At 68.5% G+C, this 26,351-nt stretch carries 34 protein-coding genes; 13 read left to right on the top strand and 21 right to left on the bottom strand.

Annotated elements, in window-relative coordinates; all coding sequences use genetic code 11:
* Positions 1–14: 14 nt before the first annotated feature.
* Together ACK4I0_RS09305 and trxA are read right to left on the bottom strand one after the other, a co-directional pair.
* A complete protein-coding gene (locus tag ACK4I0_RS09305; RefSeq protein WP_409610235.1) occupies positions 15–680 on the bottom strand; it encodes an LON peptidase substrate-binding domain-containing protein in 666 nt (221 codons plus the stop codon).
* Positions 681–690: 10 nt separating this feature from the next.
* Positions 691–1,593 carry a thioredoxin gene (gene trxA / locus ACK4I0_RS09300; protein WP_409610233.1) on the bottom strand — a complete coding sequence of 301 codons (903 nt, stop codon included), beginning with the start codon at positions 1,591–1,593 and terminating at the stop codon, positions 691–693.
* Positions 1,594–1,783: 190 nt separating this feature from the next.
* Between trxA and ACK4I0_RS09295 the strand changes: the two genes are divergently transcribed.
* Together ACK4I0_RS09295 and ACK4I0_RS09290 are read left to right on the top strand one after the other, a co-directional pair.
* Positions 1,784–2,248 carry a hypothetical protein gene (locus tag ACK4I0_RS09295; protein ID WP_409610231.1) on the top strand — a complete coding sequence of 155 codons (465 nt, stop codon included), beginning with the start codon at positions 1,784–1,786 and terminating at the stop codon, positions 2,246–2,248.
* Positions 2,249–2,291: 43 nt separating this feature from the next.
* On the top strand, positions 2,292–2,729 hold the full coding sequence (locus ACK4I0_RS09290; RefSeq protein WP_409610229.1) for a hypothetical protein: 438 nt from the start codon (positions 2,292–2,294) through the stop codon (positions 2,727–2,729).
* On the opposite strand, the gene ACK4I0_RS09285 is transcribed toward ACK4I0_RS09290, so the two are convergent.
* Entirely contained in the window at positions 2,726–3,259 is a 534-nt protein-coding gene (locus ACK4I0_RS09285) for a prolyl-tRNA synthetase associated domain-containing protein (RefSeq protein ID WP_409610227.1), read from the bottom strand. The two genes, ACK4I0_RS09290 and ACK4I0_RS09285, sit on opposite strands and share 4 nt — an antisense overlap.
* A 29-nt stretch (positions 3,260–3,288) precedes the next feature.
* Here ACK4I0_RS09285 and ACK4I0_RS09280 point away from each other — a divergent pair, with 29 nt between their 5' ends.
* The gene (locus ACK4I0_RS09280; protein WP_409610225.1) at positions 3,289–4,032 is read left to right on the top strand and encodes a DUF6065 family protein; all 744 of its coding nucleotides are present in this window, start codon (positions 3,289–3,291) and stop codon (positions 4,030–4,032) included.
* 57 nt (positions 4,033–4,089) lie between these two features.
* On the opposite strand, the gene ACK4I0_RS09275 is transcribed toward ACK4I0_RS09280, so the two are convergent.
* Positions 4,090–4,659, bottom strand: coding sequence for a CC0125/CC1285 family lipoprotein (locus tag ACK4I0_RS09275; protein ID WP_409610223.1), 570 nt, complete (start codon positions 4,657–4,659; stop codon positions 4,090–4,092).
* Positions 4,660–4,740: 81 nt separating this feature from the next.
* On the bottom strand, positions 4,741–5,370 hold the full coding sequence (locus ACK4I0_RS09270; protein ID WP_409610221.1) for a LysE family translocator: 630 nt from the start codon (positions 5,368–5,370) through the stop codon (positions 4,741–4,743).
* A 105-nt stretch (positions 5,371–5,475) separates the two neighbouring features.
* Between ACK4I0_RS09270 and ACK4I0_RS09265 the strand changes: the two genes are divergently transcribed.
* On the top strand, positions 5,476–6,744 hold the full coding sequence (locus tag ACK4I0_RS09265) for a UbiH/UbiF/VisC/COQ6 family ubiquinone biosynthesis hydroxylase (protein ID WP_409610219.1): 1,269 nt from the start codon (positions 5,476–5,478) through the stop codon (positions 6,742–6,744).
* A gap of 3 nt (positions 6,745–6,747) precedes the next feature.
* On the opposite strand, the gene ACK4I0_RS09260 is transcribed toward ACK4I0_RS09265, so the two are convergent.
* Together ACK4I0_RS09260 and ACK4I0_RS09255 are read right to left on the bottom strand one after the other, a co-directional pair.
* On the bottom strand, positions 6,748–7,530 hold the full coding sequence (locus tag ACK4I0_RS09260) for an SDR family oxidoreductase (protein ID WP_409610217.1): 783 nt from the start codon (positions 7,528–7,530) through the stop codon (positions 6,748–6,750).
* Entirely contained in the window at positions 7,527–7,823 is a 297-nt protein-coding gene (locus tag ACK4I0_RS09255; protein ID WP_409610215.1) for a 4a-hydroxytetrahydrobiopterin dehydratase, read from the bottom strand. The genes ACK4I0_RS09260 and ACK4I0_RS09255 overlap by 4 nt, the downstream gene beginning before the upstream one ends.
* A 102-nt stretch (positions 7,824–7,925) precedes the next feature.
* Here ACK4I0_RS09255 and ACK4I0_RS09250 point away from each other — a divergent pair, with 102 nt between their 5' ends.
* From ACK4I0_RS09250 to ACK4I0_RS09235, 4 genes are read left to right on the top strand one after another with little or no spacing between them, the layout of a single operon-like run.
* Positions 7,926–8,627 carry a Crp/Fnr family transcriptional regulator gene (locus tag ACK4I0_RS09250; RefSeq protein ID WP_409610213.1) on the top strand — a complete coding sequence of 234 codons (702 nt, stop codon included), beginning with the start codon at positions 7,926–7,928 and terminating at the stop codon, positions 8,625–8,627.
* Positions 8,628–8,677: 50 nt separating this feature from the next.
* Positions 8,678–9,457, top strand: coding sequence for a class I SAM-dependent methyltransferase (locus ACK4I0_RS09245; protein ID WP_409610211.1), 780 nt, complete (start codon positions 8,678–8,680; stop codon positions 9,455–9,457).
* Positions 9,445–11,052 carry a 2-polyprenylphenol 6-hydroxylase gene (gene ubiB / locus ACK4I0_RS09240; protein ID WP_409610209.1) on the top strand — a complete coding sequence of 536 codons (1,608 nt, stop codon included), beginning with the start codon at positions 9,445–9,447 and terminating at the stop codon, positions 11,050–11,052. Before ACK4I0_RS09245 ends, ubiB begins: the two co-directional genes overlap by 13 nt.
* Positions 11,053–11,072: 20 nt before the next feature.
* Positions 11,073–11,573 (top strand): hypothetical protein, encoded by a 501-nt coding sequence (locus ACK4I0_RS09235; protein ID WP_409610207.1) that lies wholly within the window; start codon positions 11,073–11,075, stop codon positions 11,571–11,573.
* On the opposite strand, the gene arfB is transcribed toward ACK4I0_RS09235, so the two are convergent.
* The 3 genes from arfB to ACK4I0_RS09220 are packed head-to-tail and all read right to left on the bottom strand — an operon-like array spanning position 11,570 to position 13,137.
* Positions 11,570–11,971 carry an alternative ribosome rescue aminoacyl-tRNA hydrolase ArfB gene (arfB, locus tag ACK4I0_RS09230; RefSeq protein ID WP_409610205.1) on the bottom strand — a complete coding sequence of 134 codons (402 nt, stop codon included), beginning with the start codon at positions 11,969–11,971 and terminating at the stop codon, positions 11,570–11,572. The two genes, ACK4I0_RS09235 and arfB, sit on opposite strands and share 4 nt — an antisense overlap.
* Positions 11,971–12,426, bottom strand: a complete 456-nt coding sequence (locus ACK4I0_RS09225) for a YaiI/YqxD family protein (protein WP_409610203.1) — start codon at positions 12,424–12,426, stop codon at positions 11,971–11,973. Before ACK4I0_RS09225 ends, arfB begins: the two co-directional genes overlap by 1 nt.
* Before the next feature lie 42 nt (positions 12,427–12,468).
* Positions 12,469–13,137 (bottom strand): hypothetical protein, encoded by a 669-nt coding sequence (locus tag ACK4I0_RS09220; protein ID WP_409610201.1) that lies wholly within the window; start codon positions 13,135–13,137, stop codon positions 12,469–12,471.
* Positions 13,138–13,273: 136 nt separating this feature from the next.
* Here ACK4I0_RS09220 and ACK4I0_RS09215 point away from each other — a divergent pair, with 136 nt between their 5' ends.
* A complete protein-coding gene (locus ACK4I0_RS09215; protein ID WP_409610199.1) occupies positions 13,274–13,507 on the top strand; it encodes a hypothetical protein in 234 nt (77 codons plus the stop codon).
* Here the strand turns inward: ACK4I0_RS09215 and ACK4I0_RS09210 are convergent.
* The gene (locus ACK4I0_RS09210; RefSeq protein WP_409610197.1) at positions 13,480–14,007 is read right to left on the bottom strand and encodes a gamma carbonic anhydrase family protein; all 528 of its coding nucleotides are present in this window, start codon (positions 14,005–14,007) and stop codon (positions 13,480–13,482) included. The genes ACK4I0_RS09215 and ACK4I0_RS09210 overlap by 28 nt on opposite strands.
* Before the next feature lie 290 nt (positions 14,008–14,297).
* Here ACK4I0_RS09210 and ACK4I0_RS09205 point away from each other — a divergent pair, with 290 nt between their 5' ends.
* Positions 14,298–15,074 carry a PhoH family protein gene (locus ACK4I0_RS09205; protein ID WP_409610320.1) on the top strand — a complete coding sequence of 259 codons (777 nt, stop codon included), beginning with the start codon at positions 14,298–14,300 and terminating at the stop codon, positions 15,072–15,074.
* 139 nt (positions 15,075–15,213) lie between these two features.
* On the opposite strand, the gene ACK4I0_RS09200 is transcribed toward ACK4I0_RS09205, so the two are convergent.
* The 4 genes from ACK4I0_RS09200 to ACK4I0_RS09185 all read right to left on the bottom strand — a co-directional run bounded on the left by ACK4I0_RS09200 (position 15,214) and on the right by ACK4I0_RS09185 (position 19,121).
* The gene (locus ACK4I0_RS09200; RefSeq protein ID WP_409610195.1) at positions 15,214–16,500 is read right to left on the bottom strand and encodes a cation:proton antiporter; all 1,287 of its coding nucleotides are present in this window, start codon (positions 16,498–16,500) and stop codon (positions 15,214–15,216) included.
* Positions 16,501–16,599: 99 nt separating this feature from the next.
* Complete coding sequence (locus ACK4I0_RS09195) at positions 16,600–16,977, bottom strand: hypothetical protein (protein ID WP_409610193.1); 378 nt, start codon at positions 16,975–16,977, stop codon at positions 16,600–16,602.
* Positions 16,974–18,272 (bottom strand): homogentisate 1,2-dioxygenase, encoded by a 1,299-nt coding sequence (gene hmgA, locus ACK4I0_RS09190; protein WP_409610191.1) that lies wholly within the window; start codon positions 18,270–18,272, stop codon positions 16,974–16,976. Before hmgA ends, ACK4I0_RS09195 begins: the two co-directional genes overlap by 4 nt.
* Positions 18,273–18,296: 24 nt before the next feature.
* Positions 18,297–19,121, bottom strand: coding sequence for an LD-carboxypeptidase (locus ACK4I0_RS09185; protein WP_409610189.1), 825 nt, complete (start codon positions 19,119–19,121; stop codon positions 18,297–18,299).
* A 153-nt stretch (positions 19,122–19,274) separates the two neighbouring features.
* On the opposite strand from ACK4I0_RS09185, the gene murC reads away from it, so the two are divergent.
* Entirely contained in the window at positions 19,275–20,666 is a 1,392-nt protein-coding gene (murC, locus tag ACK4I0_RS09180; protein ID WP_409610187.1) for a UDP-N-acetylmuramate--L-alanine ligase, read from the top strand.
* Here the strand turns inward: murC and ACK4I0_RS09175 are convergent.
* From ACK4I0_RS09175 to ACK4I0_RS09150, 6 genes are all read right to left on the bottom strand, one after another.
* Positions 20,653–21,621, bottom strand: a complete 969-nt coding sequence (locus ACK4I0_RS09175) for a mitochondrial fission ELM1 family protein (protein ID WP_409610185.1) — start codon at positions 21,619–21,621, stop codon at positions 20,653–20,655. The two genes, murC and ACK4I0_RS09175, sit on opposite strands and share 14 nt — an antisense overlap.
* Positions 21,618–22,043: a VOC family protein gene (locus tag ACK4I0_RS09170; RefSeq protein ID WP_409610183.1), complete on the bottom strand. Its 426-nt coding sequence runs from the start codon at positions 22,041–22,043 to the stop codon at positions 21,618–21,620. The genes ACK4I0_RS09175 and ACK4I0_RS09170 overlap by 4 nt, the downstream gene beginning before the upstream one ends.
* A gap of 4 nt (positions 22,044–22,047) precedes the next feature.
* Entirely contained in the window at positions 22,048–22,521 is a 474-nt protein-coding gene (greA, locus tag ACK4I0_RS09165; RefSeq protein WP_409610181.1) for a transcription elongation factor GreA, read from the bottom strand.
* Positions 22,522–22,650: 129 nt separating this feature from the next.
* The gene (locus ACK4I0_RS09160) at positions 22,651–22,851 is read right to left on the bottom strand and encodes a hypothetical protein (protein WP_409610180.1); all 201 of its coding nucleotides are present in this window, start codon (positions 22,849–22,851) and stop codon (positions 22,651–22,653) included.
* A 35-nt stretch (positions 22,852–22,886) separates the two neighbouring features.
* Positions 22,887–23,552 (bottom strand): glutathione S-transferase, encoded by a 666-nt coding sequence (locus ACK4I0_RS09155; protein ID WP_409610178.1) that lies wholly within the window; start codon positions 23,550–23,552, stop codon positions 22,887–22,889.
* A 27-nt stretch (positions 23,553–23,579) separates the two neighbouring features.
* On the bottom strand, positions 23,580–24,281 hold the full coding sequence (locus ACK4I0_RS09150; protein WP_409610176.1) for an HAD family hydrolase: 702 nt from the start codon (positions 24,279–24,281) through the stop codon (positions 23,580–23,582).
* A 59-nt stretch (positions 24,282–24,340) separates the two neighbouring features.
* Between ACK4I0_RS09150 and ACK4I0_RS09145 the strand changes: the two genes are divergently transcribed.
* Together ACK4I0_RS09145 and ACK4I0_RS09140 are read left to right on the top strand one after the other, a co-directional pair.
* The gene (locus ACK4I0_RS09145) at positions 24,341–25,072 is read left to right on the top strand and encodes an SDR family NAD(P)-dependent oxidoreductase (protein WP_409610174.1); all 732 of its coding nucleotides are present in this window, start codon (positions 24,341–24,343) and stop codon (positions 25,070–25,072) included.
* A gap of 10 nt (positions 25,073–25,082) precedes the next feature.
* The coding region (locus ACK4I0_RS09140; RefSeq protein ID WP_409610172.1) for an amino acid permease at positions 25,083–26,351 on the top strand (1,269 nt) is incomplete at its 3' end.

The following is a 26,351-nucleotide window of genomic DNA, read 5'->3' as shown; positions in this document are numbered from 1 at the left end:
GAGAGAGGGAAGGGCTACTGCAACGAAGAGGGCTCGTCCTCACCGTCTCCGGCCCCTGCGGCGTCGATGCGCATCAGGGCGGTCAGGGCGGCCCCGCGCTCGGGCAGTTCCGGCGCCTCGAGCAGCGCCTGTTTTTCGGGCGGATCGAACGGCAGGGCCATGGCCAGGCTGTTGATCAGGGCCTCGGGCGGGGCCGCCTCGGCGGTCTCCCAGTCGATGTCCAGCCCGCGCCGCTCCAGATAGGCCTTGAGCGCACCGAGAAAGCCCTCGCGGTCGAAGTCGTAGTCGTCGATCACCGGCGGCTTCAGGTCCGCCTCATAGGGCGCGAAGGCCACCCGCGCGGTGCGATAGGGCGCCTGGCTGGGCAATTCGCCGGCCATGCGGAACCGGCTGACCCCGGTCAGGGTGATCAGATAGCGGCCGTCCGACGTCTCGGCGAAACTGGTGATCCGCCCGACGCAGCCGACATTGCACAGACGCGGCAGGGTCTCGGGTCCGCCGGCCGGCTGGATCATGCCGATCAGCCGATCGCCCGCCATGGCGTCGTCGATCATGTTCAGATAGCGCGGCTCGAAGATGTTGAGCGGCAGCTGACCCCGCGCGAACAGGATGGCGCCCGGCAGGGGAAACACGGGAACGACCTGGGGCAGGTCGGCGGCCCTGACGTAGCTCTGGGCCATCCGCGCGCCCTTACGAGAACAGGATGGAGGACAGGCGGCGGCGCCCGTCCTTGGCCACGTCGGAGGTTGAGCCCGCGGCGTCGAACACGGTCAGCAGCTGCTTGCGCGCCGCCTGATCGTTCCACTCGCGGTCGGCCTTGACGATGGTCAGCAGATGGTCGACCGCGCCCTTCAGATCGCCCGAGGCGGCCTGGGCCTGAGCGAGGTCGAAGCGGGCCTGGTGATCGTTCGGATCGGCCTGGACCCGCGCCTCCAGATCCGACGAGACGCCGGCCGGGGCCGAGGCCAGGGCCAGTTGGGCGCGCACGCTCTGCACCGCCGGCTCGCGGCTGTCGGCTGGGGCCATGGCGATGGTCTGGCGCGCCTGTTCGGGGTCGCCGTCGGCCAGATAGACCCGCGCCATGCCGGCGATGGCCTTCTGATTGTCGCTCTCCAGCGTCAGCACCTGGGCGAAGGCCTGGGCCGCGCCGCCCAGGTCGTTCAGCGACAGGGATTCCTCGCCCAGCGACAGCAGCTGATCGACATCGCTGTTGCCCGACTTGCCGCCGGTCAGCTTGTCGATGAAGGCCTTGATCTGGCTCTCGGGCACCGCGCCCTGGAAGCCGTCGACGGGCTGGCCGTCCTTGAAGGCGTAGACGGTGGGGATCGACTGGACCCGCAGCTGGCCGGCATAGGCCGGGTTGGCGTCCACATCGATCTTGACCATCTTCACCGCCCCGCCGGCGGCGCGCACGGCCTTCTCCAGCATCGGCCCCAGCGTCCGGCACGGCCCGCACCAGGTCGCCCAGAAGTCAACGATCACCGGCTGGACCTTGGACGCCTCGATGACGTCGGCCATGAAGCCGGCGTCGGAGCCTTCCTTGATCAGGTCGTCGGCGTTGGCGTTGGGGGCGTGCGGGTCGGCGAGGGTCATGGGCGCTCCGGGTCTGGCGGGTCTAACGCAGCAGTCAGCAGATGGTCGCGATGGCTGTATCAGACAACACCCCGACGCTCATCCTCTGTCGGCGAGCGCCGGGCGCGTCTCGCGCGCTTGACGGATCAGACAGGCGCAAAGCAAGGATGGGCCTCGTCGGACGGCCGGCGCCGTCGCCCAGGACCTCGCCATGGCCCAGCCCGTTCCGGTCTCCGCCCAAGCCGATCAATCGCACCCGGAGCACGCTGCGCCGCAAAAGGCCCCGGCAAGGAAGACGAGCCTTCCCGACGAGCGGATCGCCCAGGTCTCGCCAGACCTGGCCTATGAGCTTCAGGCGCGGATCTTTGATCAGACGGCGACCGGCGCCCTGGCCGGGGCCGGCCTGTCCGTGACCCTGATCGGCAGCGTTCTGAACGACGCCCCGCCCACGATCTGGGGCTCGGTGGTCTGTTTCGCCGCCGCCGCCTATGTCGCGGGCGCAGGCAACACCGCCCTGGTCGAGGGCCTGTTCAGCGGCAAGCCGGTCCTGAAGCGCCTGAAGCTCTATCAAGTCATGGCCGGCCTGTTCATGGGCATGGCCATCGGCGTGCTGAGCTACAGCGTCTTCGTCACCGGCCAGCAACGCACCGCCGACGCCGAGGTTGGGCAACGGTAGGCGGACTGTGAGCAACTGCAAACAAAGGACGGGGCGGAGCAACGTGAAAAGAGTTATTCCATTTATTATAGCAGTTTATGGAAGTGTCCGTGCCCAGTTCTATCACGACAACGGACAGTTTCAAAAGTCACTTTCTGTTAGTTTGGTCGCAAAAAGCAGAATGACAAAAATCGGCATTCCAATTAAATTCATGCCTTACAGAGTGACGTTATTTAGAGTTATAAGTGCGTATAGATTGGATAATATAATTCACTTTAAGGAGGCAGTTGCTGATATTTATCAGCAGAAAAATCAAATTAAAAAATACAACAATAATTCAGATTTTCTATTTATATGCTCATTTATTAGATCAGCATCTGAGCAAATGAATTTCCGACATCCTGACGAAATTGATGAGGGGTTTTTGAGATTATTCGAAACAAGCGATCAGGCTGTCCTATCTGAAGTAAGAAATTATATCCGCTCTACAATGGCGCACTAAGTACCGAAATCCACCACCTTCGCCTCGCGCCCCATCAGCGTCAGCACACGCCGGAACGCCGCCTGATCCAGCGCCGTGGTGGCCGTGTTCTCCAGCGGGTGGAAGTTGACGATGGCGGCGTCCCACAGGCGGCGGTCCAAGATGAAGCCGACGCGGCGGTTCGTGTCGTTGATCAGGCCCAGAGCCGTGACCGAGCCGGGACGCACGCCCAGCGTCTGCCACATCAACTGTTCATTGCCGAAGGACAGCCGGTCAGAGTCGATCAGCTTCGGCGCGGCCTTCAGGTCGATGACTGTGTCCTGGCGCGCCGAGATCAGCCACAGGGCGCCCTTCTTGTCCTTGAGGAACAGGTTCTTGGTGTGGGCGCCGGGCAGGGCGGCCTTGAGGTCCAGCCCCTCCTCGACGCGGAAAACGGCGGGGTGGTCGTGGGTCGTGTGGGCCACGCCGTGCTCGGCCAGCCAGGCCGTCAGGCGCGCCCGGTCGAAAGCGGGTTGTTGAGGCGAGGCCTCGGGCTGGGCTAGGGAGGTCACCTGCCCTGATTAGCCGCCGGAGCCGCGCCTTGGAACTGGAATGCTACCCGATGTCGTCGAGGCCGCCGGACCTGGTGCCCGGCCGCCAGTCGCGCAACTGGATGGACGCCTTCGCCAGCCGGCACCCCTATCGCTGCCTGCCGCTGAACATGGCCAACACCACCGGCTGGGAAATCCTGTGCCCCTTCGGCTTCCAGGCCGAATGGAACGGCGGGCCGCGTCAGGAAGACATCGTCATCACCCCGGACCGGCCCAATCACGAACTTGACCATTTCGTCACCTCGCACTTCTCGCGCGGGGTGCTGACGATGCACCCGCAGTATCTGTTCCGCACGCCGCCGGGCTGGGGGATGATGTGCTCGGGCTCGCCCAACCATGTGAAGGACGGGATCCAGCCGCTGGTCGGCCTGATCGAGACGGACTGGCTGCCGTTCCCCTTCACTATGAACTGGATCTTCACGCGGCCGGGGCGGGTGCGCTTCGACAAGGGCGAGCCCTTCTGCTTCATCAATCTGATCGAGCACAAGAAGGTCGAGCAGTTCGAGCCGGTGATCCGCAGCCTGGCGTCCAACCCCACCATGAAGGGCCAGTTCGAGGCCTGGAACCGCGCGCGCACCGACTTCAACGAGCGCCTGGCCAGCCGCGACCCCGACGCGGTCAAGGAGGCGTGGCAGCGGTACTATTTCAAGGGCGAGATCCCCGAGGACCTGGGCGCCGCGCCCCAGACCCACGCCAACAAGCGACGGCTGAAGACCCCGCGGGTAGGCCGGTAAGAAAAAGGGCGGCGTCCGCGTGGACGCCGCCCTTGATCGTTCTAGCGCCGCGCGCCCTTACATCGGGCGGGCGAGGCGCGGTCCCAGATTGTCGATCACGTCACGCGCGTCGAAGGCGTTGGGATCATTGGCCGGCTTGGGTCCGCGGCCCATGATGATTTCGGCGTTGGCCTCGAAGCGATCGATCTGACGGATGTCGATGTCGCGGCCGAAGCCGGGGCGGCCCCACGGGCCCCAGGGGTCCCAGCGGCTCCACGAACCGGCGCGCGAATAGCGCCAGCTCGGCCCCCAGAAGGGCGAATAACGGTCATAGTAGAATGGGTCGGGCGTGGCGTAGAATCGGGTGTCTCGGTCGGTCGCGCGTCCGGCGGTGGCGAACCAGTCGAAACCGTTCTGGACTGTCAGCTCTGCCGAGCGCAGCAGCAGGCCCATCTCCACCTGGTCGCGCGAGGTGACGGAGTTGCCCGAGAAGGCGACGCGGAAACGGTTGGCTTCAAGCCGTTGCTCGGCATAGCCGCCATAGCCGCTGGGGCCGGCGGGTTGGTAAGGGGTCGCGGTGGCGCAGGCTCCGAGCGTCAGCGCCGCCGCCGCCGCGATCATCACGGACTTTGCGGGAAATCGGGTCATGAGAGGGCTCCTTCGGCGCCATATGACGCTGTTCCTGCTGAACGGGGCATGAACGGCTGCGGTTCCGTCTGACTCAAGTGTCTATAATCGCGCGACAATCAGAATCGCCGCCGTTATCAGCAGGCCGCCGACGATCAGGCCGAAGACGCGGCGGAAACCCGGCCGCGCCATGCGCCTCGACAGGGCCGCGCCGGCCAGGCCGTAGGCGCTCATCGAAAGCGCGTCCAGAGCGATCACCGCCACGGCGAACAGGGCCAGCTGCGCCACGACCGGCCGGTTCACGTCCAGGAACGGCGGCAGCACGGCGGTGAAGAAGAGGATGGCCTTGGGGTTGGCGATCTGGACCATGAAGCCGTCGACGATGGCGCTGCGGCCGCGCCGGATGGCGGGCGTCTCGGGCTCCTGCGCCGTGCGGAACGCGCCGCGCCAGGCCTTGAGGCCCAGCCAGGCGACATAGAGGGCGCCGCCGATGGCGATGAGGCGGAAGGCCTCGGGGAAGGCCTTGACCAGGGCGCCCAGACCCAGCGCCGCCGCGCCGAACCACACCAGGGTCGCCGTATTCATGCCGACCATGCCCGCCAGCGCCGCAGCCCGCCCCTTGGCCACCCCGGTCGCCACAGCGAACAGATTGGCCGGCCCGGGCGTGATCGCCATCACCGCCATCACGCCCAGGAAGGTGAAATACAGGTGCGGATCGACGGGCCAGTGCATGGGGCGCCGTATCGCGAGCCGCGCGCGGACGCCAGCGGGATTTCGCCGCGCCCGGACCCTGATCGGCGCCCTTGCCGCGCGCCGCCATCGGCGCGACAAGCGGCCATGGCCCAGATCGAACGATATGACGTGGTGGTCGCCGGCGCCGGCATGGCGGGCGCGACCTTTGCCCTGGCCGCGGCGCAGGGCGGACTGAAGGTCGCCCTGATCGATCCCCAGCCCTTTCAGGCGCAGCTTGCGCCGACGTTTGACGGCCGATCGACCGCCGTCGCCTTTTCCACATTCCGCATGCTCGACGCCCTTGGACTGGGCGAGGGTTTGCGGCCGCACGCCTGCCGCATGGACCGCATCCTGGTGACCGACGGGCGTCGACCCGGCGCCGCCAGCCGGGCCGCCTCGCCCGCTTTCTTGCGCTTTGACGCCGACGAGATCGGGGATCGGACCGGCGGTGAACCCCTGGGCTACATGGTCGAGAACCGCCGGATCCGCGCGGCCCTCGCGAAGGCCGTCCAGGCGTCGGACATCACCGTCCTGGCGCCGGCTGCGGTGGCCGGGGTCGAAGCCGGCGTGGGTGGAGCGGTGGTGACGCTGCAGGACGGTCGGAGCCTGTACGCCGCGCTGGTCGTCGGGGCCGAGGGGCGCGGCTCGACCGTGCGCCAGGCCGCCGGCATCGACACCCTGGGGTGGGGCTACAAACAGTCGGGCGTGGTCGCCACGGTTCGCCTGGGCCGCGACCACGGCAATGTCGCGCACGAGTATTTCCTGCCGGCCGGCCCCTTCGCGATCCTGCCGCTGACCGACCAGCGCGCCAGCTTGGTCTGGACCGAAACGACGCGCCGGGCTGAGGCGCTCAAGACCTGCTCGGACGCGGCCTTCCACGCGCATCTGATGCGGCGGTTCGGCGATTTCCTGGCCACTCCTGAGCAGCCTTGGGCTAAGGTCGAGGGGCCGCGCTTCGTCTATCCGCTGTCGCTGAGCCTGGCCGAGCGGCTGACCGCGCCGCGCACGGCCCTGATCGGCGACGCCGCCCATGCGGTGCACCCGGTCGCGGGCCAGGGGCTGAACATGGGGCTGAAGGACGCCGCCGCCCTGGCCGAGGTGGTGATAGAGGCCGCGCGCATCGGCGAGGACATCGGGTCGGAGATCGTGCTGGACCGCTACGCCCGCTGGCGGCGGTTCGACAATGCGGCGCTGGCCGCCGGCTTCGACGGTTTCGTGCGCCTGTTCTCCAACGATCTGGCGCCGGTTCGGCTGGCGCGGGATCTCGGCATGGCGGCGGTCAACAGGATAGCCCCCTTGCGTCGCGCCTTCATGCACGAGGCGGGCGGCGCGACCGGCGACCTGCCGCGTCTGCTGCGCGGTGAGGCGGTCTAGGCCCTATTGGGCGGTCATGCCGCCGTCGATCTTGAACTCCGACCCCGTCACGAACTTGGACTCGTCGGACGCCAGATAGAGGACGCAATAGGCCACGTCGTCCGGCTCGCCGATCCGCTTCAGCGGAATGCCGCGCGACAGGCGCTCGTGCGCCTTGCCTTCGTCGCCGCCGGCCATGGCGACGAACGGGTCCAGGATGGCGGTCTTGATGAAGACCGGATGCACCGAGTTGCAGCGCACGTTCCAGCCCGCCTTGGCCGCCTCGAGCGCCAGGGTCTTGGTGTACATCCACACGGCCGCCTTTGTGGCGTTGTAGGCGCCCATGCCCGGCGCCGCCGCCAGGCCCGCGATCGACGAGATGTTGATGATCGAGGCCGGGGCCGCCGCGCGCAGATGGGGCATGGCGTGCTTGGCGCCCAGCATGACCGAGCGAAGGTTGATCTCGTACTGACGCTGCCAGTTCTCGACGGTGTCGTCCTCGACGAACGCAAGGGGACCGCCCACGCCGGCGTTGTTGACCAGGACCGACAGACCGCCCAGGTCGGCGACGGCCGAGGCCACCACTTCGCGCCATTGATCCTCGCTGGCGACGTCGTGGGCATAGGCGAAGGCGGCGTCGGGATGTTGGCCGTTGATCGCCTTGGCCAGGCCGCGGGCGCGCTCGCCGTCGATGTCGCTGAGAGCCAGCCGGGCGCCCTCGCGCGCCATCATCCAGGCCATGGATTCGCCCAGGCCGCCGGCCGCGCCGGTGATCAGGACGGTCTTGCCGGAGACGCGGCCGCTCATTTCGCGCCCGCCTGTTCAGCGGCCTGGTCGATGAAGCGGGCCAGGGTCGCGTCCTTGTCGGTCACGCCGCCGGCGTCGTGGGTGGTCAGCACGATCTCGACGCGGTCGTATACGTTGAACCACTCGGGATGGTGATCCATGGCGTCGGCCTTGATCGCCACGCGCGTCATGAAGCCGAAGGCGGTGTTGAAATCGGCGAAGCGCACCGTCCGGGCGATGGCCGGGCGATCCCCCGGATGGTCGGACCAGCGGGGCAAATCCTTCAGCACGGCCTGGACATCGAGGGCGGTCATGGGCGTCTCCTTTGCCTACGGACTAACCCGCGCTCCGAGCGGCGCCAAGCGGAACGCGGCTCAAGCTTCAGCGTTGAGGATCGGCAAGCGGAGCTGTAAGCCATGGACAACCTCTGGATCGCCTCGCTGGACGCCGCCGACCGCCGGCGCATCGAGCCTCACCTGAACGAGCGCCCCTTCGAACAGGGCCAGATGCTCTACGACGCCGGTGAAGCGGTGGGGGAGGTCTGGTTTCCCCTGTCCGGGGTCGTATCCCTGATGACGGTTCTGGATCAGGACCGGCTGATCGAGACCGCCGCCATCGGCCGCGAGGGTCTGGTGGGCGTGACCTGCGGGCCGTTGAACGCCCGCGCCGCCAGCCGCGCCATCGCCCAGATCGAGGGCGTCGCGGCCTGCTGTCCCGCCGACGTTTTCGCCGAGGCCCTGGCCAAGAGCGAGCCCATGCGCACCGCCTTGGCCAAGTTCACCGAGGGTCTGTTCGCCCAGGTGCAGCAGGTCGCGGCCTGCAACGCCCAGCATCCGCTGGACCAGCGTCTGGCGCGCTGGCTGCTGACCCTGCACGACCGGGCCGAGGGCGACCGGTTCGATCTGACCCAGGCCGACATCGCCCGCATGCTGGGCGTGCGCCGCGCCACCGTCAGCGAGGTCGGGTCCGAGCTGGAGGGCCGCGCGCTGATCCAGCGGGGACGAGGCTGGGTCGAGGTGACGGACCGCAAGGCGCTGGAGGGCGCGGCCTGCGGCTGTTACGGCCTGATGCGCGGCGTGATGAAGGACCTGGGCCTGCCGCGCCCCAATCCGGCGTGAGCGTCGCCGCGACAGGTGACGACCGGACCGGGACGGGCTAGAGCACGGCCATGAGCCAAGCCGCCGATCCCCTTTCGGGCAAGACCTCCACCTTCGGCTTCCGCGACGTCGATGCGCGCGAGAAGGTGCGCATGGTGCGCGGCGTCTTCGACAGCGTCGCCGGCAAGTACGACCTGATGAACGATCTGATGAGCGCGGGCGTGCACCGGCTCTGGAAGGATGCAGCGGCGGCCAAGCTGAATCCGCGGCCGGGCGAGGTCATCCTGGACGTGGCCGGCGGCACCGGAGACATGGCGCGCCGCTATTCCAAGATGGCGCGCGCCGCCCAGCAGCGGCGCGGCGGCGAGGACGCCTCGGTCATCGTGCTGGACTACAACGCCGAGATGATCATGGCCGGGGTCGAAAAGGGCGGCGAGCCCGAGATGCAGTGGACCGTCGGCGACGCCATGGCCCTGCCCCTGCCCGACGCCTCGGTCGACGCCTATTCGATCAGCTTCGGCATCCGCAACGTGGCTGAAGTGGCCGTCGCGCTCAGCGAGGCGCGGCGCGTGCTCAAGCCCGGCGGGCGCTTCCTGTGTCTGGAGTTCTCGCGCCCAACCACGGGGCCTGTCAGGGCCGCCTATGACGTCTGGTCGTTCAACGCCATTCCCCGCATTGGCGGCTGGGTCGCGGGCGACCGCGACAGCTATCAATACCTGGTCGAGAGCATCCGCCGCTTCCCTGACCAGACCACCTTCAAGGCCATGATCGAGGCCGCAGGCTTCAGTCGCGTCTCGGTGACCAATCTGTCGGGCGGCGTGGCCGCTATCCATCACGGGTGGGCGATCTGACCAGCCGGATGGTCATCGGCACGCCGCCGCCCGCGCCCCTGGCCGAACCGGTGCGCGATCCCTGGGGCGCGTCCTGGCGGCTGATCGGCTGGGGCTGGGTTCTGGCGCGGCATGACGCGCTGATCCCGCGCGAGGTGACGCCTCTGCTGCCCACCTGGGCGCGGCCCATCGCCGGCTTCGTGCAGATGTTCTCGGGTCGCGAAGGCCGATCCGGCCGTCCGGGCCAGCGGGTAGGGCAGGCGTTCGAACATCTGGGCCCGGTGGCGATCAAGCTGGGTCAGGTGCTGGCCACCCGCGCCGACATATTCGGCACGCAGTTCGCCTCGGACCTGGGCCGGCTCAAGGACAGGCTGCCGCCCTTCCCGATCGAGGAAGCGCGCCGCGAGGTCGAGCGCTCGCTGGGCCGCTCCGTCGAAAGCTTGTTCATCGACTTTGGCGAGCCCGTCGCGGCCGCCTCCCTGGCCCAGGCGCATCCGGCCTGGCTGGCCGACGGCCGCAAGGTGGCGGTCAAGATTCTGCGACCCGGCGTCGAGCGCAAGGTCGCGCGCGGCCTGGACGCCATGCGGCTGGCGGCGCGGGTCGTCTATCGGCTGGTTCCGGCGGCGCGACGCCTCGAGCCCTCGGCCTTTGTCGAGACCATCGCCCGCGCGCTTCAGCTTGAACTGGACATGAGGCTGGAGGCGGCGGCGGCCTCCGAAATGGGCGACGTCATGCGCAAGGCGGCGTCCGAGGAGGGCGGGGGCCACATGACGGCTCCGGCGGTCGTGTGGGACGGCGTGGGCCGTCGCGTCCTGACCCTGGAATGGGCGACGGGCCTGCCCATGACGGATCCCGCCGCGGCCCAGCAGCCCGGCCTGGACAAGAACGCCCTGGCTGACAACGTCGTGCGCGCCTTTCTGGTGCAGGCGCTGGACCACGGCGCCTTCCACGCCGATCTGCACGAGGGCAATCTGTTCGCCTCTGCGCCGGCCGAAGTCATGGCGGTGGATTTCGGCATCGTGGGTCGGCTGGGCCCGGCCGAGCGGCGCTATCTGGCCGAAATCCTGTGGGGCTTCCTCAGCCGCGACTACGACCGGATCGCCCGCGTCCACTTCGAAGCCGGCTACGTGCCGCCGCAGCATTCGGTCCAGGCCTTTGCTCAGGCTCTGCGCGCCGTCGGCGAGCCCGTGATCGGCAAACAGGCGTCACAGGTGTCGATGGGCCGGCTGCTGGGCCAGCTGTTCGAGATCACCGCCCTGTTCGACATGCACCTGCGGCCCGAACTGATCCTGCTGCAGAAGACCATGGTGTCGGTCGAGGGCGTGGCCCGGCGGCTGAACCCCGACCACGACCTGTGGGCGGCCGCCCGGCCCGTGGTCGAGCGCTGGATCCGGCGCGAGCTGGGCCCGCAGGCGCAGATCAAGGAGACGCTGGACGAGCTGATCGGCGCCCTGCGCGCGGTCGCCCGCAAGGTTCAGGAAGAACCCGCCGCGCCGACCACCGTGATCGTGGAGCGCGGCCGCGCCCCCGCCTGGATGGTGGCGGCGGTGACCACCGCGGTTCTGGCCTCGGGCGCCGCCTTGCTTCTGTCGCTTTGGCCCGCGATCCTCGGCTGATCGTTTTCGGAGACTGCTGAATGAAGTCGCTCGCCCTGGCCCTGATGCTGGCCGCCGCGCCCGTCGCCGTCCTGGCCCAGACCGCCCCATCGGCGCAGAGCCGTCCGGCCGCGGCGGCCGGCGCGGCGCCCAACACCTTCGACGATCCGGCCGCCCGCGCCGCGGCACCCCAGGCCGCCGCCCAGGCCGCTCAGGCGCAGCCTGGAGAACAGGCGCAAGCCCCTGATGTGGCCCGAGCCGAGCGCACCCTGAGAGAGATCATCGCCGCGGCCCAGACCGGAGAGTTCGACTATTCGGTGTTCAGCGACAACCTGGCGACCCAGATCCGCGGCCAGGCGGCCCAAGTCACTCCTCTGGTTCAGGGCTTCGGTGAACTGCGCAGCGTCAGTCACGCCGGCGAGCAGCAGGGTGCGGCCCTGTTCGAGGTGGTGTTCGCCAATGCCGAAACGCAGTGGGTCATCGGCTTCGATGAGGACGATAAGGTCGGCGTGCTGCTGTTCCGGCCCAAGCCCGCAGCCTAATCCAGCGCGGGCTTGCCGCGCCCGCTCTTGATGCTGGCGCGGCCTGACTTGGCCTTCAGCCGCCGCTCCTTGGACGCCCGGGTCGGGCGAGTGGGAACGCGATAGGCCGGCGCGCGCCAGGTTTCTTCGACCAAGGCTTCCAGCCGTTCGATGGCGTCGGCGCGGTTGCGCTCCTGGGTGCGGAAGCGGGTGGCGGTGAAGACGATCACGCCGTCCTGGGTCAGCTTTGACCCAGCCGCCTTCATCAGCCGCGCGCGCGCTCCCTCGGTCAGCGACGGCGAGTTCAGCGCGTCAAAGCGCATCTGCACCGCGGTCGAGACCTTGTTGACGTTCTGGCCGCCCGGGCCGCCGGCGCGGAAGAAGCGGAACTCCAGCTCATCTTCAGGAATGCGGCCCATCAGGCGGCCTTTCGCGCCCGCACCACGGCGGCGTCGAGCGCCTGCAGGAAGCGTGAGCGGTCGGCGGCGGAGAAGGGCGGCGGACCGGAGGTCGCCATGCCCATCGAGCGCAGGTGTTCGCCCACCATGCGGCCAGCCAGAGCCGAGCCGATGCTGTCGGGCGTGAACGGCTGGCCGTTGGCTTTCAACGCCTGGGCGCCGGCCTTTAGGCAGCGGTCGGCCAGTGGAATGTCGGCGGTGATGACCACGTCGCCCGGCCCGGCGCGCTCCGCGATCCAGTCGTCGGCCACGTCGGGGCCGGCATCGACCACCACCTGCTCGATCAGCGGCTCGCGCGGCGTGTTGATCCAGGCGTTGGACACGACGAAGGTTTTGAGGCCGTAGCGCCGGCCGACGCGATAGACCTCTTCCTTCACCGGGCAGGCGTCGGCGTCGATGTAGAGGGTGGTGGGCATCGGGCCATCATGACCCGATGCGCGTGTCTCGAACAGATCGGATCAGAACACCCGGCCGCCGACGCCGCCGTCCAGAACCATGCTGGCGCCGGCCACGGCCACGCCCTGGGTCTCGACCATCTCTTCGCGGTACTCGGTGTAGGTCTCTTCGCGATACAGGGTCAGCACCTTCAGACCCGCGCCATAGCGGCGCAGCAGCGAGCGCTCGTTGCAGTCGCGCTCCGGCTTTTCGGGGCGGCATTCGATGCGGCCGCCGCCGCCATGCCACAGGGCTTCGCGCTTGCGGCACATCAGGGTTTCGCCGCCGTCGAAGTCGGCCTGGCCGTTCCAGTCGGCGATCGACATCTGCAGCCGCGAACCGGCGATGCAGCGATAGAGCTCGCCCTCGTAGTCCTCGCGCACGTCGCGGCCGGGACGAACCTGGGAGGCGGGGTGCGGCACGTTGCGGTCGTCGATGCAGACGGCGCGGATCACGACTTGCTTGCGGATCGAGCGGGTGGCTGTGAAGGGCACGCGGATCAGCTGGGCGACGCGGGCGCCCTCGACGTTCAGGCCCTGGATGGCGGTGGGATACGGCTGGTCGACGTGGACATAGGCCGAGCCGCCGCCGCCGACATAGACGGTCGAACCGGCGCGGGCGTTGATGGCCGAGCGCGCCGAGGCGCTGGCGTTCGCATTGGCGCCGGCGTTGATGTTGACGTTCACATTCACGTTGCCGCCGCCGCAGCAGGGCGTGGGCGGGGGCGGCGGCGTGCAGCAGGGCACGTGCGGAGGCGGAGGCGGAGGGGGAGGAGGAGGCGGCGGCGGCGGAGGGGGCGGCGGCGCGCAGCATGGCGGCGGCGGCGGCGTGCAGCCCGAGCTGCATTGCGCGGCGGCCGTGTCGGCCACGGCCATAACGGCGAAGAAACCGAACATCGCCGGCAGCCAGGTCTTGATCCGCACCCGCATGGGCTCGAACTCCCGAATTGAAACGTCGCAGCCGCGTTGCAAGTCACGGGCCGCCATCCGGGCATTGAAGGGCAAAAGCCTTGCGTTTTCGTTGAGCGCCGCGATTCAGGCGGGTTTCAGGCCCGCGGCGTAGCGTTTCCAGTTTTGCACATAGTGCTGGGCCGAGACCTTCAGCGCCTCGATCTGACCCGGCTCCAGCATTTTCACCACCTTGCCGGGCTGGCCCATGACCAGGGAGCCGTCGGGGATGACCTTGCCCTCGGTGATCAGGGCGTTGGCCCCGATGATGCAGTCCCGGCCGATCACCGCCCGGCTCAGGATCACCGCGCCTATCCCGATCAGGCTGTTGTCGCCGATGGTGCAGCTGTGGAGCATGGCCTTGTGGCCCACCGTCACCCCGTCGCCGATGATCAGCGGCTGGCCGGGGTCGGAGTGAAGGACGCTGCCGTCCTGAATGTTGGTGTCGCGCCCGATGACGATCGGATCGTTGTCGCCGCGCACCACGGCGCCGAACCAGACGCTGGCGCCGGACTTCATCGTCACGTCGCCCAGAACCGTCGCGCCGGGCGCGATCCAGTATTCGCCGTCGGCCGGCAAAGCGGGTTTCTTGTCGTCCAGAGCGAAGACTGTCATGAATTCATCACCTTATCTTTTTGACGACAGGGCCTTTAAGCCTTTGGAAACCACGATAGCATCAGTGTGTTGAAGCGATTCGAGGCCTCTCGTTTCTGGCCTCCAATCCGAAGCCGGATCAAGCCCGGTCCGGTCAGGCCCAGGAGAATGCGCGTGGCGTGTTCGGATCGGCGGTTGCGGCCGCTGGAGGCTGGCTCTCCATCCGACCCAGGCGGCGCGTCCTGCTCTGTCGTCATCCTCCCCACCCCCTGTCTCAGGCGGAACCCGATCGGGTCCGCCTTTTTTATTGCCTGGAGGCGTCCATGACCAAACGTGCGGCCCTGAAGCGTCAAATGCGCGAAGGCGTGCTGGATTCACGGCAGTTCACGGAGGAGTCCAAGGTTCGGCGATTGCCGACACACTCCGGCTGGTCGCCTCACCCCTCCAACGACGACCGCGACCAGGCCTATCTCAAGACGCTGAAGCCCAAGTCCGACGGCCAGGCCGAACTGATGGAGGCGATCGACCACCACAACCTGGTCATGGCCCTGGGCCCGGCCGGGACCGGCAAGACCTATCTGGCGGTGGCCAAGGCGGTCGAAGCGCTGGAGGCCGGCAAGGTCGGCCGCATCGTCCTTAGCCGCCCGGCGGTCGAGGCGGGCGAATCCATCGGCTTCCTGCCCGGCGACATGGAGGATAAGCTGGCCCCCTATCTGCGCCCGCTCTACGATGCCCTGTCGGACCGGCTGTCGATGAAGCGGGTCAAGGCGCTGATGGCCGAAGGCCTGATCGAGATCGCGCCGGTCGGCTACATGCGGGGTCGCACGCTGAACAACGCCTTCATCGTCGTCGACGAGGCGCAGAACTGCACCTACGTCCAGCTCAAGATGCTGCTGACGCGCCTGGGCTGGCATTCCACCATGGTGGTGACGGGCGATCCTCAGCAGTCCGATCTGCTGCCCGGCATCTCAGGGCTCTCGGACATTTCGGCGCGGCTTGAGGCGGTGCCTGAGATCGCCGTGGTGCGACTGGCGGAACGCGACATCGTGCGCCACCCGCTGGTGGCCAGCATGATCGGGGTGCTTTGATCTGGCCTATCCCGCTTAGCGCTGCTTGAGGCCTTTGATCTGGCCTACCGCGCTTCGCGCTACTTGAGGCCCTTGATCTGGCCTGCCGCGCTTCGCGCTGCTTGAGGCCGGTCCAGATTCGCCGCGTCTAGCGGTAGGCCTAGGCCGGCTTTGGTTCGGGGCTGGGGCTGGTCGGATCGGGGATGGCCTTGATCTGATCGGCCGCCAGCTTCTCGGGCGGATCGCCGGGCATGCGCGGCGGCGCGGGCGGCGCGCCTAGGCGGTCGATCAGCCTGAACACGAACGGATTAACCGAAATCGAGATCAGGGCCGCGGCCAGGATCAGGTCGTGGGTCTCGCGGCTCATGGCCCCCAGGCTCATGGAAAGCGCGGCCAGGATGAACGAGAACTCGCCGATCTGGGCCAGGCTGGCGGCGACGGTCAGGCCGGTCTTGCGGTCCAGGCCGAACTGCTTGGCGATGGCGAGCGCCGCCAGCGACTTGCCGACGATGACGATGGCCACCACGCCGAACACGGCCCAGGGCTGGCGAAGGATGATGTGCCAGTCGAACAGCATGCCCACCGACACGAAGAACAGCACGGCGAAGGCGTCGCGCAGCGGCAGCGACCGCTCCGCCGCATTGTGGCCGAGCGGTGACCCGTTCAGCACCAGGCCGGCCACGAAGGCGCCCAGGGCGAACGAAGCGCCAAAGACCTCATAGGCCAGCCAGGCGATGCCCAGGGCGATCGACAGCACCCCCAGGGTGAACAGCTCGCGCGACTTGGTGTGGGCGATGCGCACCAGAAGCCAGGGCAGCACCCGGCCGCCGACCACGAACATCAGGCCCACGAAGGCGGCGACCTTGACCAGGGTCCAGGCGACGTCGCCCGCCAGAGCCGCGGCCTGGATCGGCTGACCCGCCGGGGTCACCAGCAGCGGCAGCATGACCAGGGCGATGACGATCACGAGATCCTCGACGATCAGCCAGCCGACCGCGATGCGGCCGATCTCGCCCTTTTGCTGCTTTCGCTCCTCCAGCGCCCGGATCAGCACGACCGTCGAGGCGACCGACAGTGAGAAGCCCAGCAGGATGGCCTCGACATCCGAAAGGCCCAGCACGAAGCGGCCCAGCAGCCAGCCCAGGCCGGTCGCGGCCGCGATCTGGACAACCGCGCCCGGCACGGCGACCTTGCGCACCCGCATCAGGTCCTGCGGCGAGAAATGCAGGCCGACACCGAACATCAGCAGAATGACGCCGATCTCGGCCAGCTGGGGCGCCAGCTCCATGTCGGCGACATAGCCGGGCGTATAGGGGCCGACGATCACGCCCGCGACCAGATAGCCGACGAGGGGCGAAAGCTTCAGCCGATTGGCCGCCATCCCGAACACAAAGGCCAGCACGAAGCCGCCGACCAGAGTGAGAATCAGGCTGTCGGCGTGCGGCATCGGCGCTCCTGGCGGCGGATCGGATTTTCGGGCTTCAGCTCCGCAACTTGGGGCGGTGACGCCCTAACGGCAAGGCTTGGCCGATACCGTTTTTGGCCGTCAGTCGACGCAGATAGTCGGCTCGGCCTTGCCGTCCTTGATGGTGGTGTAGCAGCCGAACCGGTCGCTGTCGGCCTGACAGACGCCCGCGACGGCCTGGCCCTCGACCGGTCGGGCGTGGTCACCCTGAACGCGGCAATCGCCCTGGCACTGCGCGCCGTCGGTGCAGCGCTTTCCGGCGTCGGCGTATTTGACGATGCACTGCCAGCTCTGCATGCGGCCGACCTGGCGCATCTCTCCGCCGCGACGGGCGCAGGCCTGGGCGTCGGCGCTCTGGACTGGAGCCGCGGCCTCGGGGCCGGTCGTCTCGGCGCCGGGCGTGGGCGCGCAGGCGGCGAGCAGCAGCCCGAAGGCGGCGGCGATGGCGGAGAGTTTCATTGGACCTGTCCCTTGTCGAAGCCCGACCAGCAGTCATCGTAGTCAAGCTGCATCTGCGGCGACTGCTCCGCCCATTTCGTGACCCGGATCGGCATGCGAGTCTCGAACATGAAGGCCAGGGTGTTCTCGATCTTGTGCGGCTTCAGCTCGGCCCTGGTGGCGCCGGTCCAGCTGGCCTGATCCGGGCCGTGGCCGCTCATGCGGTTGTGCAGCGAGGCGCCGCCGGGCGCGAAGCCGCCCTCCTTGGCGTCATACGCGCCGTGAATCAGGCCCATGAACTCGCTCATGACGTTTCTGTGGAACCACGGCGGACGGAAGGTGTCCTCGGCCACCATCCAGCGCGGCGGGAAGATGACGAAGTCGCAGTTGGCCGTGCCCGGCGTGTCCGACGGGCTGGTCAGGACTGTGAAGATCGACGGGTCCGGGTGGTCGAAGCTGACCGTGCCGATGGTGTTGAACCGGGCGGTGTCATAGCGGCAGGGCGCGTAGTTGCCGTGCCAGGCCACCACGTCCAGCGGCGAATGATCGAAGGTCGTGGCCCACAACCGGCCGCCGTATTTCTGGACGCACTGGGTCGCACGATCCACGTCCTCAAACCAGGCTTGCGGCGTTTCGAAATCGCGCGGATTAGCCAGGCCGTTCGAGCCGATGGGCCCCAGGTCCGGCAGCTGGAACGGCGCGCCGTAGTTCTCGCAGACATAGCCGCGCGACGGGCCGTCCAGCTCGACTCGGAAGCGCACGCCGCGCGGGATCAGGACGATGTGGCCAGGCTGCGCCTCGATCACGCCCAGCTCAGTGACAAAGCGGTGCGCGCCGTCCTGCGGCACGATCAGCAGCTCGCCGTCGGCGTCGTAGAAGACGCGGTCGATCATCGATCGGTTGGCGGCGTACAGGTGGATGCCGACGCCCAGGGCCGCGTCCGCGTCGCCATTGCCGCCATAGGTGACCAGTCCCTCGATCCAGTCGGTCGGCTGATCCGGCATCGGCAGCGGGTCCCAGCGCATGCGGTTGGGGTTCGGCGGCGTCTCGTCGAAGGGCGTGGAGCGCACCCGCCCCTGATCGAAGGGGACATAGGGGCCGTGCTGGGCCGACGGCCGCAGACGATAAAGCCAGCTGCGCAGATTATGGTCGCGCGGCGCGGTGAAGGCCGTGCCAGACAACTGTTCGGCATACAGGCCCATTGCAGGACGCTGGGGCGAGTTGCGGCCTTGCGGCAGGGCGCCGGGCGCGGCCTCGGTCGCGAAATGATTGGCGAAGCCGGTCATATAGGCGGGCGCGTTGGATCGCGTCGTCATCAGCGTGTCTCCCTTGGCTCCGGTTTAGCCGCGCGGGCCGAACGGGACCACCTTGTTCATGCGGTCGTGGCCGATGTCGGCGGTTCCCAGGTAGGCGATGCCCGAGCGGTCGCACCAGTAGCGGACGATCTCCTCGGCCGTCAGACCGAACTCCGGGTCGTTGGGCGTGACATCCGACACGCGGCCCAGGCGCAGGCCGGCGATGCGCCGGATCGAAGCCTGGCCGGTCAGGTGAAACATCATCCGGTCGACCCGGTACAGCGCCTCGGACACCTCCTCGATCATGACGACATGGCCCGACAGGTCGGGCTCCAGCGCCGTGCCGACCAGCTGGTCCAGGATGGTCAGGTTGAAGGCCACGGCCGGCCGAGGGTCGGCCGCCAGAGAGGGCTCCCACTCCAGAGCCTCGCCGCGCGTCAGCCACGCCAGGGCCCGCTCGGCCGCGGCCGGATCGCGCACGGCGTCCGACGCCATCGGCCCGTGCGCCAGGCCGGTGAAGCCGGCCTTGTACATCAGCGCCATCATACTGCCGGCGTCGGAATAGCCGAGGTAGCGCTTCTTGCGCGCCACGTCGTTCAGCCGCGGCACGACAGCTTCGGCGATGCGGCACGAGCCGTAGCCGCCGCGCGCGAACCAGATCGCGTCCAGGCGCGGGTCGTTGGCGAACTCGATGAAGGCACGGGCGCGCGAGGCGTCGTCGCCGCCGAAATGGCCGTGCTTGGAATAGAGCGAAGGGTGCAGCACAACCGACACCGAGCGGTCGGGAAACCGCTGGGCCATGAAGGCCTCGATCGCCTCGCCCCGGGCGGGGTCGAAGCGCGAGCTGGCGTTGACGATGCCGATCTTCATGCGGCCCCATTATTCTTGCGCTATCGCCATTCGCGCGGCGAATGGCTGCTTGAGCGCGGTTGCGCCACCCTCATAGCGTGGCTTGAGCGATGCGGCCTCCATGCTATCGAGGCCGCCGGACATTCCCCGGTTTCGCGGACTGAAATCAAGCCGATGAGCGACGACTACTTCTTCTGCGGGATCGGCGGGTCCGGCATGCTGCCCCTGGCCATGATCGTCCAGGCGCACGGCGGGCGCATCGCGGGCTCGGACCGGGCGCTGGATCAGGGCCGCACGCCGGACAAGTTCGCCTGGCTGCGTGACCGCGGCGTTGCCCTGCACCCCCAGGACGGCTCGGGCGTGCGCGCCGGTCAGATGCTGGTCGCGACCGGGGCGGTCGAGGACACGGTGCCCGACATCGCCGCGGCCCGGCGCGTCGGCGCGACGATCAAGACGCGGCCCGAACTGCTCAGCGAACTGTTCAACGCGGCCCAGACCTCGATCGGCGTGGCGGGCACCAGCGGCAAGTCCACCATCACCGGCATGATCGCCTGGATCCTGGACCAGGCTGGACGAAGGCCCACCGTGATGAACGGCGCGGTGATGAAGAACTTCGTCTCGGCCGAGAACCCCTTCGCATCGGCGGTCGTGGGCGACGCCGGCCTGTTCGCCGCAGAGGTGGACGAGAGCGACGGCTCCATCGCCCGCTATCGGCCGACGGTGGCGGTGGTGTCGAACATCTCGCTGGACCACAAGTCGATGGAGGAGCTGCGCGACCTGTTCGGCGGCTTCGTGGAGCGGTCAGAAACGGCGGTGCTGAACCTCGACAACCTGGAGACGGCGGCGTTAGCCCAGGATCGGGCGGCGCGCGGGCCCGTCGTGACCTTTGCGCTGGGCGTCGCCGAAGCGGACCTGTCGGCGCATGACCTCGAGCCGCTGGCCGGCGGGATGCGCTTCGTGCTGGACGATCGCGCGGGCGCCCGCCGCATCCCAGTCGAGCTGGCCGCGCCGGGCGCACACAACGTTGCCAACGCCCTGGCCGCCCTGGGCGCCGTGCGGGCGCTGGGCGTCGATCTGGACGCAGGGATCGCGGCGCTGAAGACGTTCCAGGGCATTCGCCGTCGGCTCGAGGTGGTGGGGGCCGCGAACGGCGTGACCGTCATCGACGACTTCGCCCACAACCCCGACAAGATCGCCGCCACGCTGAAGACCCTGCACGCCTTCGACGGACGGCTGCTGATCCTGTTCCAGCCGCACGGCTTCGGCCCGCTGAAGCTGATGAAGTCGGAGTTCATCGAGGGTTTCGCGGGCCTGATGCGTCCGGACGACGTGCTGCTGATGCCCGAGCCGGTCTATTACGGCGGCACGACCGACCGCAGCGTCAGCAGCGAGGACATCGCCGAGGGCGTGCGCGCGGCGGGACGTCAGGCGCAGGCGCTGGGCGACCGCGCGGCCTGCGGCGACCGCCTGATCGAACTGGCCCAGCCGGGCGACCGGATCGTCGTCATGGGCGCGCGCGACGATACCCTGTCGGACTTCGCGCGCGACCTGCTCAGCCGCCTCTAGCCGCCAACGCTTCCAGCACGGCCCGGGCCGCCCGCTCGGTTTCGGCCAGGGGTTCATAGGCCCAGCCGTCCAGCGCGCCGTCGAACGGCCGGGTGGCGCCACGCTCGGCCAGGTCCGCGTGCAGGCGCGCGAACTTGCCGGCGGGCCGGCGCGCCACCATCGGCAGGACGTGCACCGGACGCCCGGTCGAGGCGGCCTCGGCGGCCATGTTGGCGCTGTCCTCGGTCACCAGGATGTGGTCGGCGAAGTGCAGGAAGGCGAACAAGGGATTTTCGCCGGTCCCGTCCCAGATCCAGCCGGGCAGGGCCTGCAGTCGCTGGGTCATGATCGCCTGCGCCGAGGCGGGCGTGCGCCGCGAGAACGTCAGCATCAGCGCCCCGCCGGCGGCTTGGACCGCCTGGGCGATCCGATCGGCCAATTCGGCGGCATGGCTGTCGGTCAGGTCGAAGGCCTTGGACCGACCGCCGATCAGCACCGCCACGCGAGGGCGGCGCAAGGCCTCCAGCCTGTCCGCGAAGGCCTGTGACGCCGCGGCGATGCGGTCTGGAGTTATGCGGTGGGGCGAGGCGATGATCTCGAATACCGTGTCGCCCTCCACCTCGTCATGGGCGGGAGCCACGACCATGTCGAACAGGGCGGGGCTGAGTCGAGGATTCTGGACCTGGACGACAAGGGGCCCGCACCCCTTCATGCGGATTGATAGCGGCAGAGTGGCTCGGCCTGCCGCGATCCAGATGTCGGGCAGGTCGCCAGTCACCGGATCGGAGGCCGGGTCGAGCATGGCCGGCGCCTTGACCTCGACGGGCAGCCAGTCGAACGCCTTGCGCCAGCGGAGGTGTTTGCGGGTGATCTCTGAAGGTGTCAGGCGGGCGACCGCCTCAGCCAGTCCCAGCGCCTGATTTTCGATCCCGGCGCGGCCGTCTGACACCGCCCAGATCCGCAGCGGCGGGGTCACGGCTGGGCGGGTTCGTCGCGGCGGATCCAGCACATGGCCTCGATCTTGTTGCCGTCGGGATCGCGCAGGAAGGCGGCGTAATAGCCGGGCGCATAGGTCGGTCGCGGTCCGGGCGCGCCATCATCCAGACCACCGGCGGCCAAACCGGCGGCGTGGAACCGGGTCACGGCCTGAGGCGTCTCGGCGTTGAAGCAGACATGGCCGCCGTTGCCGGGTCGGGCGTCGCGCCCGTCATGGGGCGAGGTCGCCCAGAACTCGGGAAAGGCGCGGCCATAGCCGAGGCCCACGCCGTGCTCGATCAGCCGACGCGCGCCGAGCACGGCCATCACCGCGTCGTAGAAGACGCCGGCGCGGCTGAGGTCGGTGACGCCGACCGAGACATGCGACACCAGAGGCGGACGCGTCCCGGTCGGATCGGTCATCGGACTATTTCCACTCGACCTTGAGAATCTCGTAAGCCTTCACGCCGCCGGGCGTGTTGACCTCGACCACGTCGCCGACCTCCTTTGAGATCAGGGCGCGGGCGATCGGGCTGGCGACCGAGATGCGGCCGTCCTTCACGTCGGCTTCGTGCTCGCCCACGATCTGGTAGGCGCCCTCTTCCTCGGTGTCCTCGTCAACGATGGTGACGGTGGCGCCGAACTTGACTTGGCTGCCCGACAGTTTGGACACGTCGATGATCTGAGCGCGGCTGATCTTGTCCTCGATCTCGGCGATCTGACCCTCGATCCAGCCCTGACGCTCCTTGGCGGCGTGATACTCGGCGTTCTCGGACAGGTCGCCGTGCGCGCGCGCCTCGGAGATGGCCGCGATCACCGCCGGCCTTTCGACCGACTTCAATTGCTTCAACTGATCGTCGAGGGCCCGATAGCCCCCGGCCGTCATCGGCACTTTTTCCATTGAGCGTGAGTTTTCTATTTTCGCCCGAAAGCTGAGAAAGAAGACGTTTAAGCGACACAAAGCCCGCTGCGGGGCGCTCGCAGCGGGGCAGATAGGCTAAGGCCGGACGGCCGAAACTTCAAGGTATGATCAGGCGGTGGGCGCGGGCGGCCCGGACCGACCGCGCGAAAACATGCTTTTGATAAGGCTCCAGGCGACGAACGCCAGCGCGGCCATGCCCAGAAGCATGAACAGACCCGACGCCAAGGCGGCCCCGGCGGCCATGAAGGCCAGAACGAAGGCGACGAGGGCGAAAAGCCCGGCGATGACTTGGACAGTTTTCAGACGCATGGCGGCTAAACGGGCGACATGGCCCGAGGGTTGCATCATCCGTAGGCGTAGGGCCCACCGCGCTCCAAGGCGCGCTGATAGGCGGGCCGCGCGTGGATGCGGTCCAGGAAAGCCGCCAGGCGCGGCTTGTCCTCGCGTCGGAAGGCCCGTGTCGCACCGGCCTCGACGGGGAAGCTCATCATGATGTCGGCCGCCGTGAAGGCGTCGCCGGCGAACCATTCGGACTTGCCCAGCTCGGCGTCCCAATAGTCGACGTGCGACTTCAGCTGCGGGTCGACGAAGCCGGACTGGGCCTTGGCGGCGATGGCGTTGACGACCGGCTTCATCAGGCCCGGCGCGCGTTTGGGCAGCTGGCTGAAGACCAGCTTGAGCAGCAGCGGCGTCATGGCCGAACCCTCCGCGTAGTGCAGCCAATAGGTGAACCGCCGCGCCTCGGCCGTGCCCGGCGCGGGCTTCAACCGCCCCTGGCCGTGGATGTCCAGCAGATAGTCGACGATCGCCCCTGTTTCGGCCGCGCGTATGTCGCCGTCGTCCACCACCGGCGACTTGCCCAAGGGGTGGATGGCCCTCAGCTCCGGCGGCGCGAGCATGGTCTTGGGATCGCGCTCATAACGCTTCACCTCATAGGGCAGGCCCAGCTCCTCGAGCAGCCACAGCACGCGCTGCGAGCGGGAATCGGCGAGGTGATGGACGGTGATCATGGCGGTCCCCAGATGGCGCCCGCGACCCTAGCCCCGCTCTGCCGCCGCGATCCAGCCCGGAAGGCGGTCGATCGCCTCCAGGGCGCCATATCGGGGGTGGTTTTCCGGGGCGTCGGCCAGTTCGTGCGCCCAGGTGACCACGTAGGGGATGTGCACCGCAAAGGCGCCGGCCTCCAGAGCGGGCAGCACGTCGGACTTCATCGAATTACCGACCATCACGGCCTCTTCGGGTCCGGTGCCGTGGCGGGCGAAGACGCGGTCGTAGGTGGCGCGGGTCTTTTCGGACACGATCTCCACGGCGGCGAACAGATCGCCCAGGCCCGAGGCGGCCAGCTTGCGCTCCTGGTCCAGCAGGTCGCCCTTGGTCACCAAGACAAGGCGATATTTCTCGGACAGTTCGGCCAGGGCCTCGTCCACGCCGGGCAGGGTTTCGACTGGATGGGCCAGCATCTCGCGCCCGGCGGCCAGGATCTCGCGTACGACATGGGGCGGCAGGTCGCCGTTCGTCAGCTCCATCGCCGTCTCGATCATCGACAGGGTGAAGCCCTTCACCCCATAGCCGTAGAGGCGCAGATTGCGGCTCTCCACCTCGGCCAGCCGGCCTTGCAGCATCGCCTCGTCGCCATGGTCGGCCAGAAGGTCGACGAACCGGGCGTGGGTCAGCCGGAAGATCGTCTCGTTGTGCCAGAGGGTGTCGTCGGCATCGAGGCCGACCGTGGTGATGGTCATGGCGAGGCTTTGCCGTCAGTGTCCCGCTTGGGCAAGACCGACAGGGCAGGTTCGGACGAATGGACACGGAAAAGCAGGCGCCGCGCGGGCCGGCCGTCATCGTCGGCGCCTCGGGCGGGGTGGGCGCGGCGCTGGTGCGGGGTCTGGTCGCTCGCTCGCCGTCTCGTTCGATCCACGCCCTGTCGAGACGAGCGGCGGCCATCGACGGCGCCCAGGCCGGTGTCGTGGACCTGGAGGACGAAGACTCGATCCAGACCGCCGCCGCAAGCGTGGTCCGGGACGGCGCGCCGGACCTGGTGATCGTGGCGACCGGCGTGCTTCACGGCGTCTTCAAGCCGGAGCGGTCGATGCGCGAGCTTTCGGCGGATCACTTGCTGCGCGACTATCGCATCAACGCCGTCGGGCCGGCCCTGGTCGCCAAGCACCTGATGCCCCTGATGCCGCGCGACCGGCGGGCCGTGTTCGCGGTACTGTCGGCGCGGGTGGGGTCCATCGGCGACAATCGGCTGGGCGGCTGGCATGCCTATCGGGCCTCCAAGGCCGGGCTGAACATGATCCTGAAGACCCTGGCGGTGGAGGCGGCGCGCACGCACCCCCAGGCGATCATCTGCGGGCTGCATCCGGGCACGGTGGACACAGAGCTGAGCCAGCCGTTCCAGCGCGGGGTGGTGCCCGGCAAGCTGTTCACGCCCGAGGTTTCTGCGGCGCATCTGCTGAAGGTCATCGATGGCCTGACGCCCGCAGACAGCGGAGGCGTCTTCGCCTGGGACGGATCGCGAATTCCGGCGTAAAGCGGAAATCATGAGCCAGACCGAGATCCTGCCCGTTCCCGCACGCCGCATCGGCTGGGGCCTGGCCGCCCTGGTGGTGGCGGGCAACATGATCGGGTCGGGGGTCTATCTGGCGCCGGTGGCCCTGGCTTCGACCGGCAGCTCAAGCCTGATCGGCTGGCTGATCTGCGGGGCTGGCGCCATGGTGCTGGCGGCAGTGTTCGCCGGCCTGGGCCGGTTTCAGCCGGATGCCGACGGCCTGTCGGACTTCACCCGGCGCGGGCTGGGCCGGTTTCTGGGCTATCAGACCGCCATCGCCTATTGGGGCGTGTGCCTGACGGGCAATGTCGCGGTGGCCATCGCGGGCACGGGCTATCTGGCCTTCTTCTTTCCCGCCCTGGCCCAGCCGGGACCGGCGGCGGTCAGCAATCTGATCCTGATCGGCGTCACCACCACGGCCTATGCGATGGGGGCGAAGGTGGCGGCGCGTCTGGGCGCGGCGACCCTGGTGATCGGCCTGCTGCCCCTGGTCCTGGCCATCGCGGCCGGGGCCGTGGCCTTCAGCGGCGACACCTTTTCCGCCTCGTGGAACACATCGGGCGTATCGTTGAGCCAGAGCATTCCGGCCGCGCTGGTGGTGATCTTCTGGTCCTTCCTGGGTCTGGAGAGCGCCGCGGCCCTGTCGCAGCTGGTCCGCAACCCCGGCCGAGACGTCGGGCGCGCCAGCGTCGCGGGCGTGGGCCTGGCGCTCGTGGTCTATGTGGCGGCGACGACGGCGGTGTTCGGCGTGATCCCGGCCGGCCAGCTGGCCGCCTCGACCAGCCCCTTCGCCGACCTGGCCGCGCGCGTGTTCGGCGCCTCGATCGCGGGTCTGGTCGCGGTCTGCGCCGTGATCAAGGCGATGGGCACCATCTCGGGCTGGACCATGCTGGGCGGAGAGACGGCGCGCAGCGCAGCCGAGGCTGGCTATCTGCCGCGCGTCTTCGGCTCGTCGGCGCGGCCGGGGCGGCTGCCGCTGACCAATCCGCTGATCAACGGCGCGCTGATGGCCGTCATGGTGCTGGCCAGCAGCCAGCCGACGCTGGCGGATCAGTTCGGCCTGCTGATCGGCGCCTGCACGGTGTTGACCATCTGCCTCTACGCCCTGTGCTGCATCAGCCTGTTCCGGTTCACCCGCGAGCCGGGCTGGCGCGCGCTGGCCGTGGTCGGCCTGGTGTTCTCGGTCGGTGCGGTTGTGGCGGCGGCGCCCGGAAACGTCGTTCCGGCGATCGTTCTGTTCGCCGTGGCGTCGGTCGGGTGG

Source organism: Brevundimonas sp. (genome assembly GCF_046295775.1).
Taxonomy (GTDB): Bacteria; Pseudomonadota; Alphaproteobacteria; order Caulobacterales; family Caulobacteraceae; genus Brevundimonas.
The sequence above is the reverse complement of the archived record's forward strand: the minus strand, read 5'-3'. Positions and strand labels throughout refer to the sequence as shown.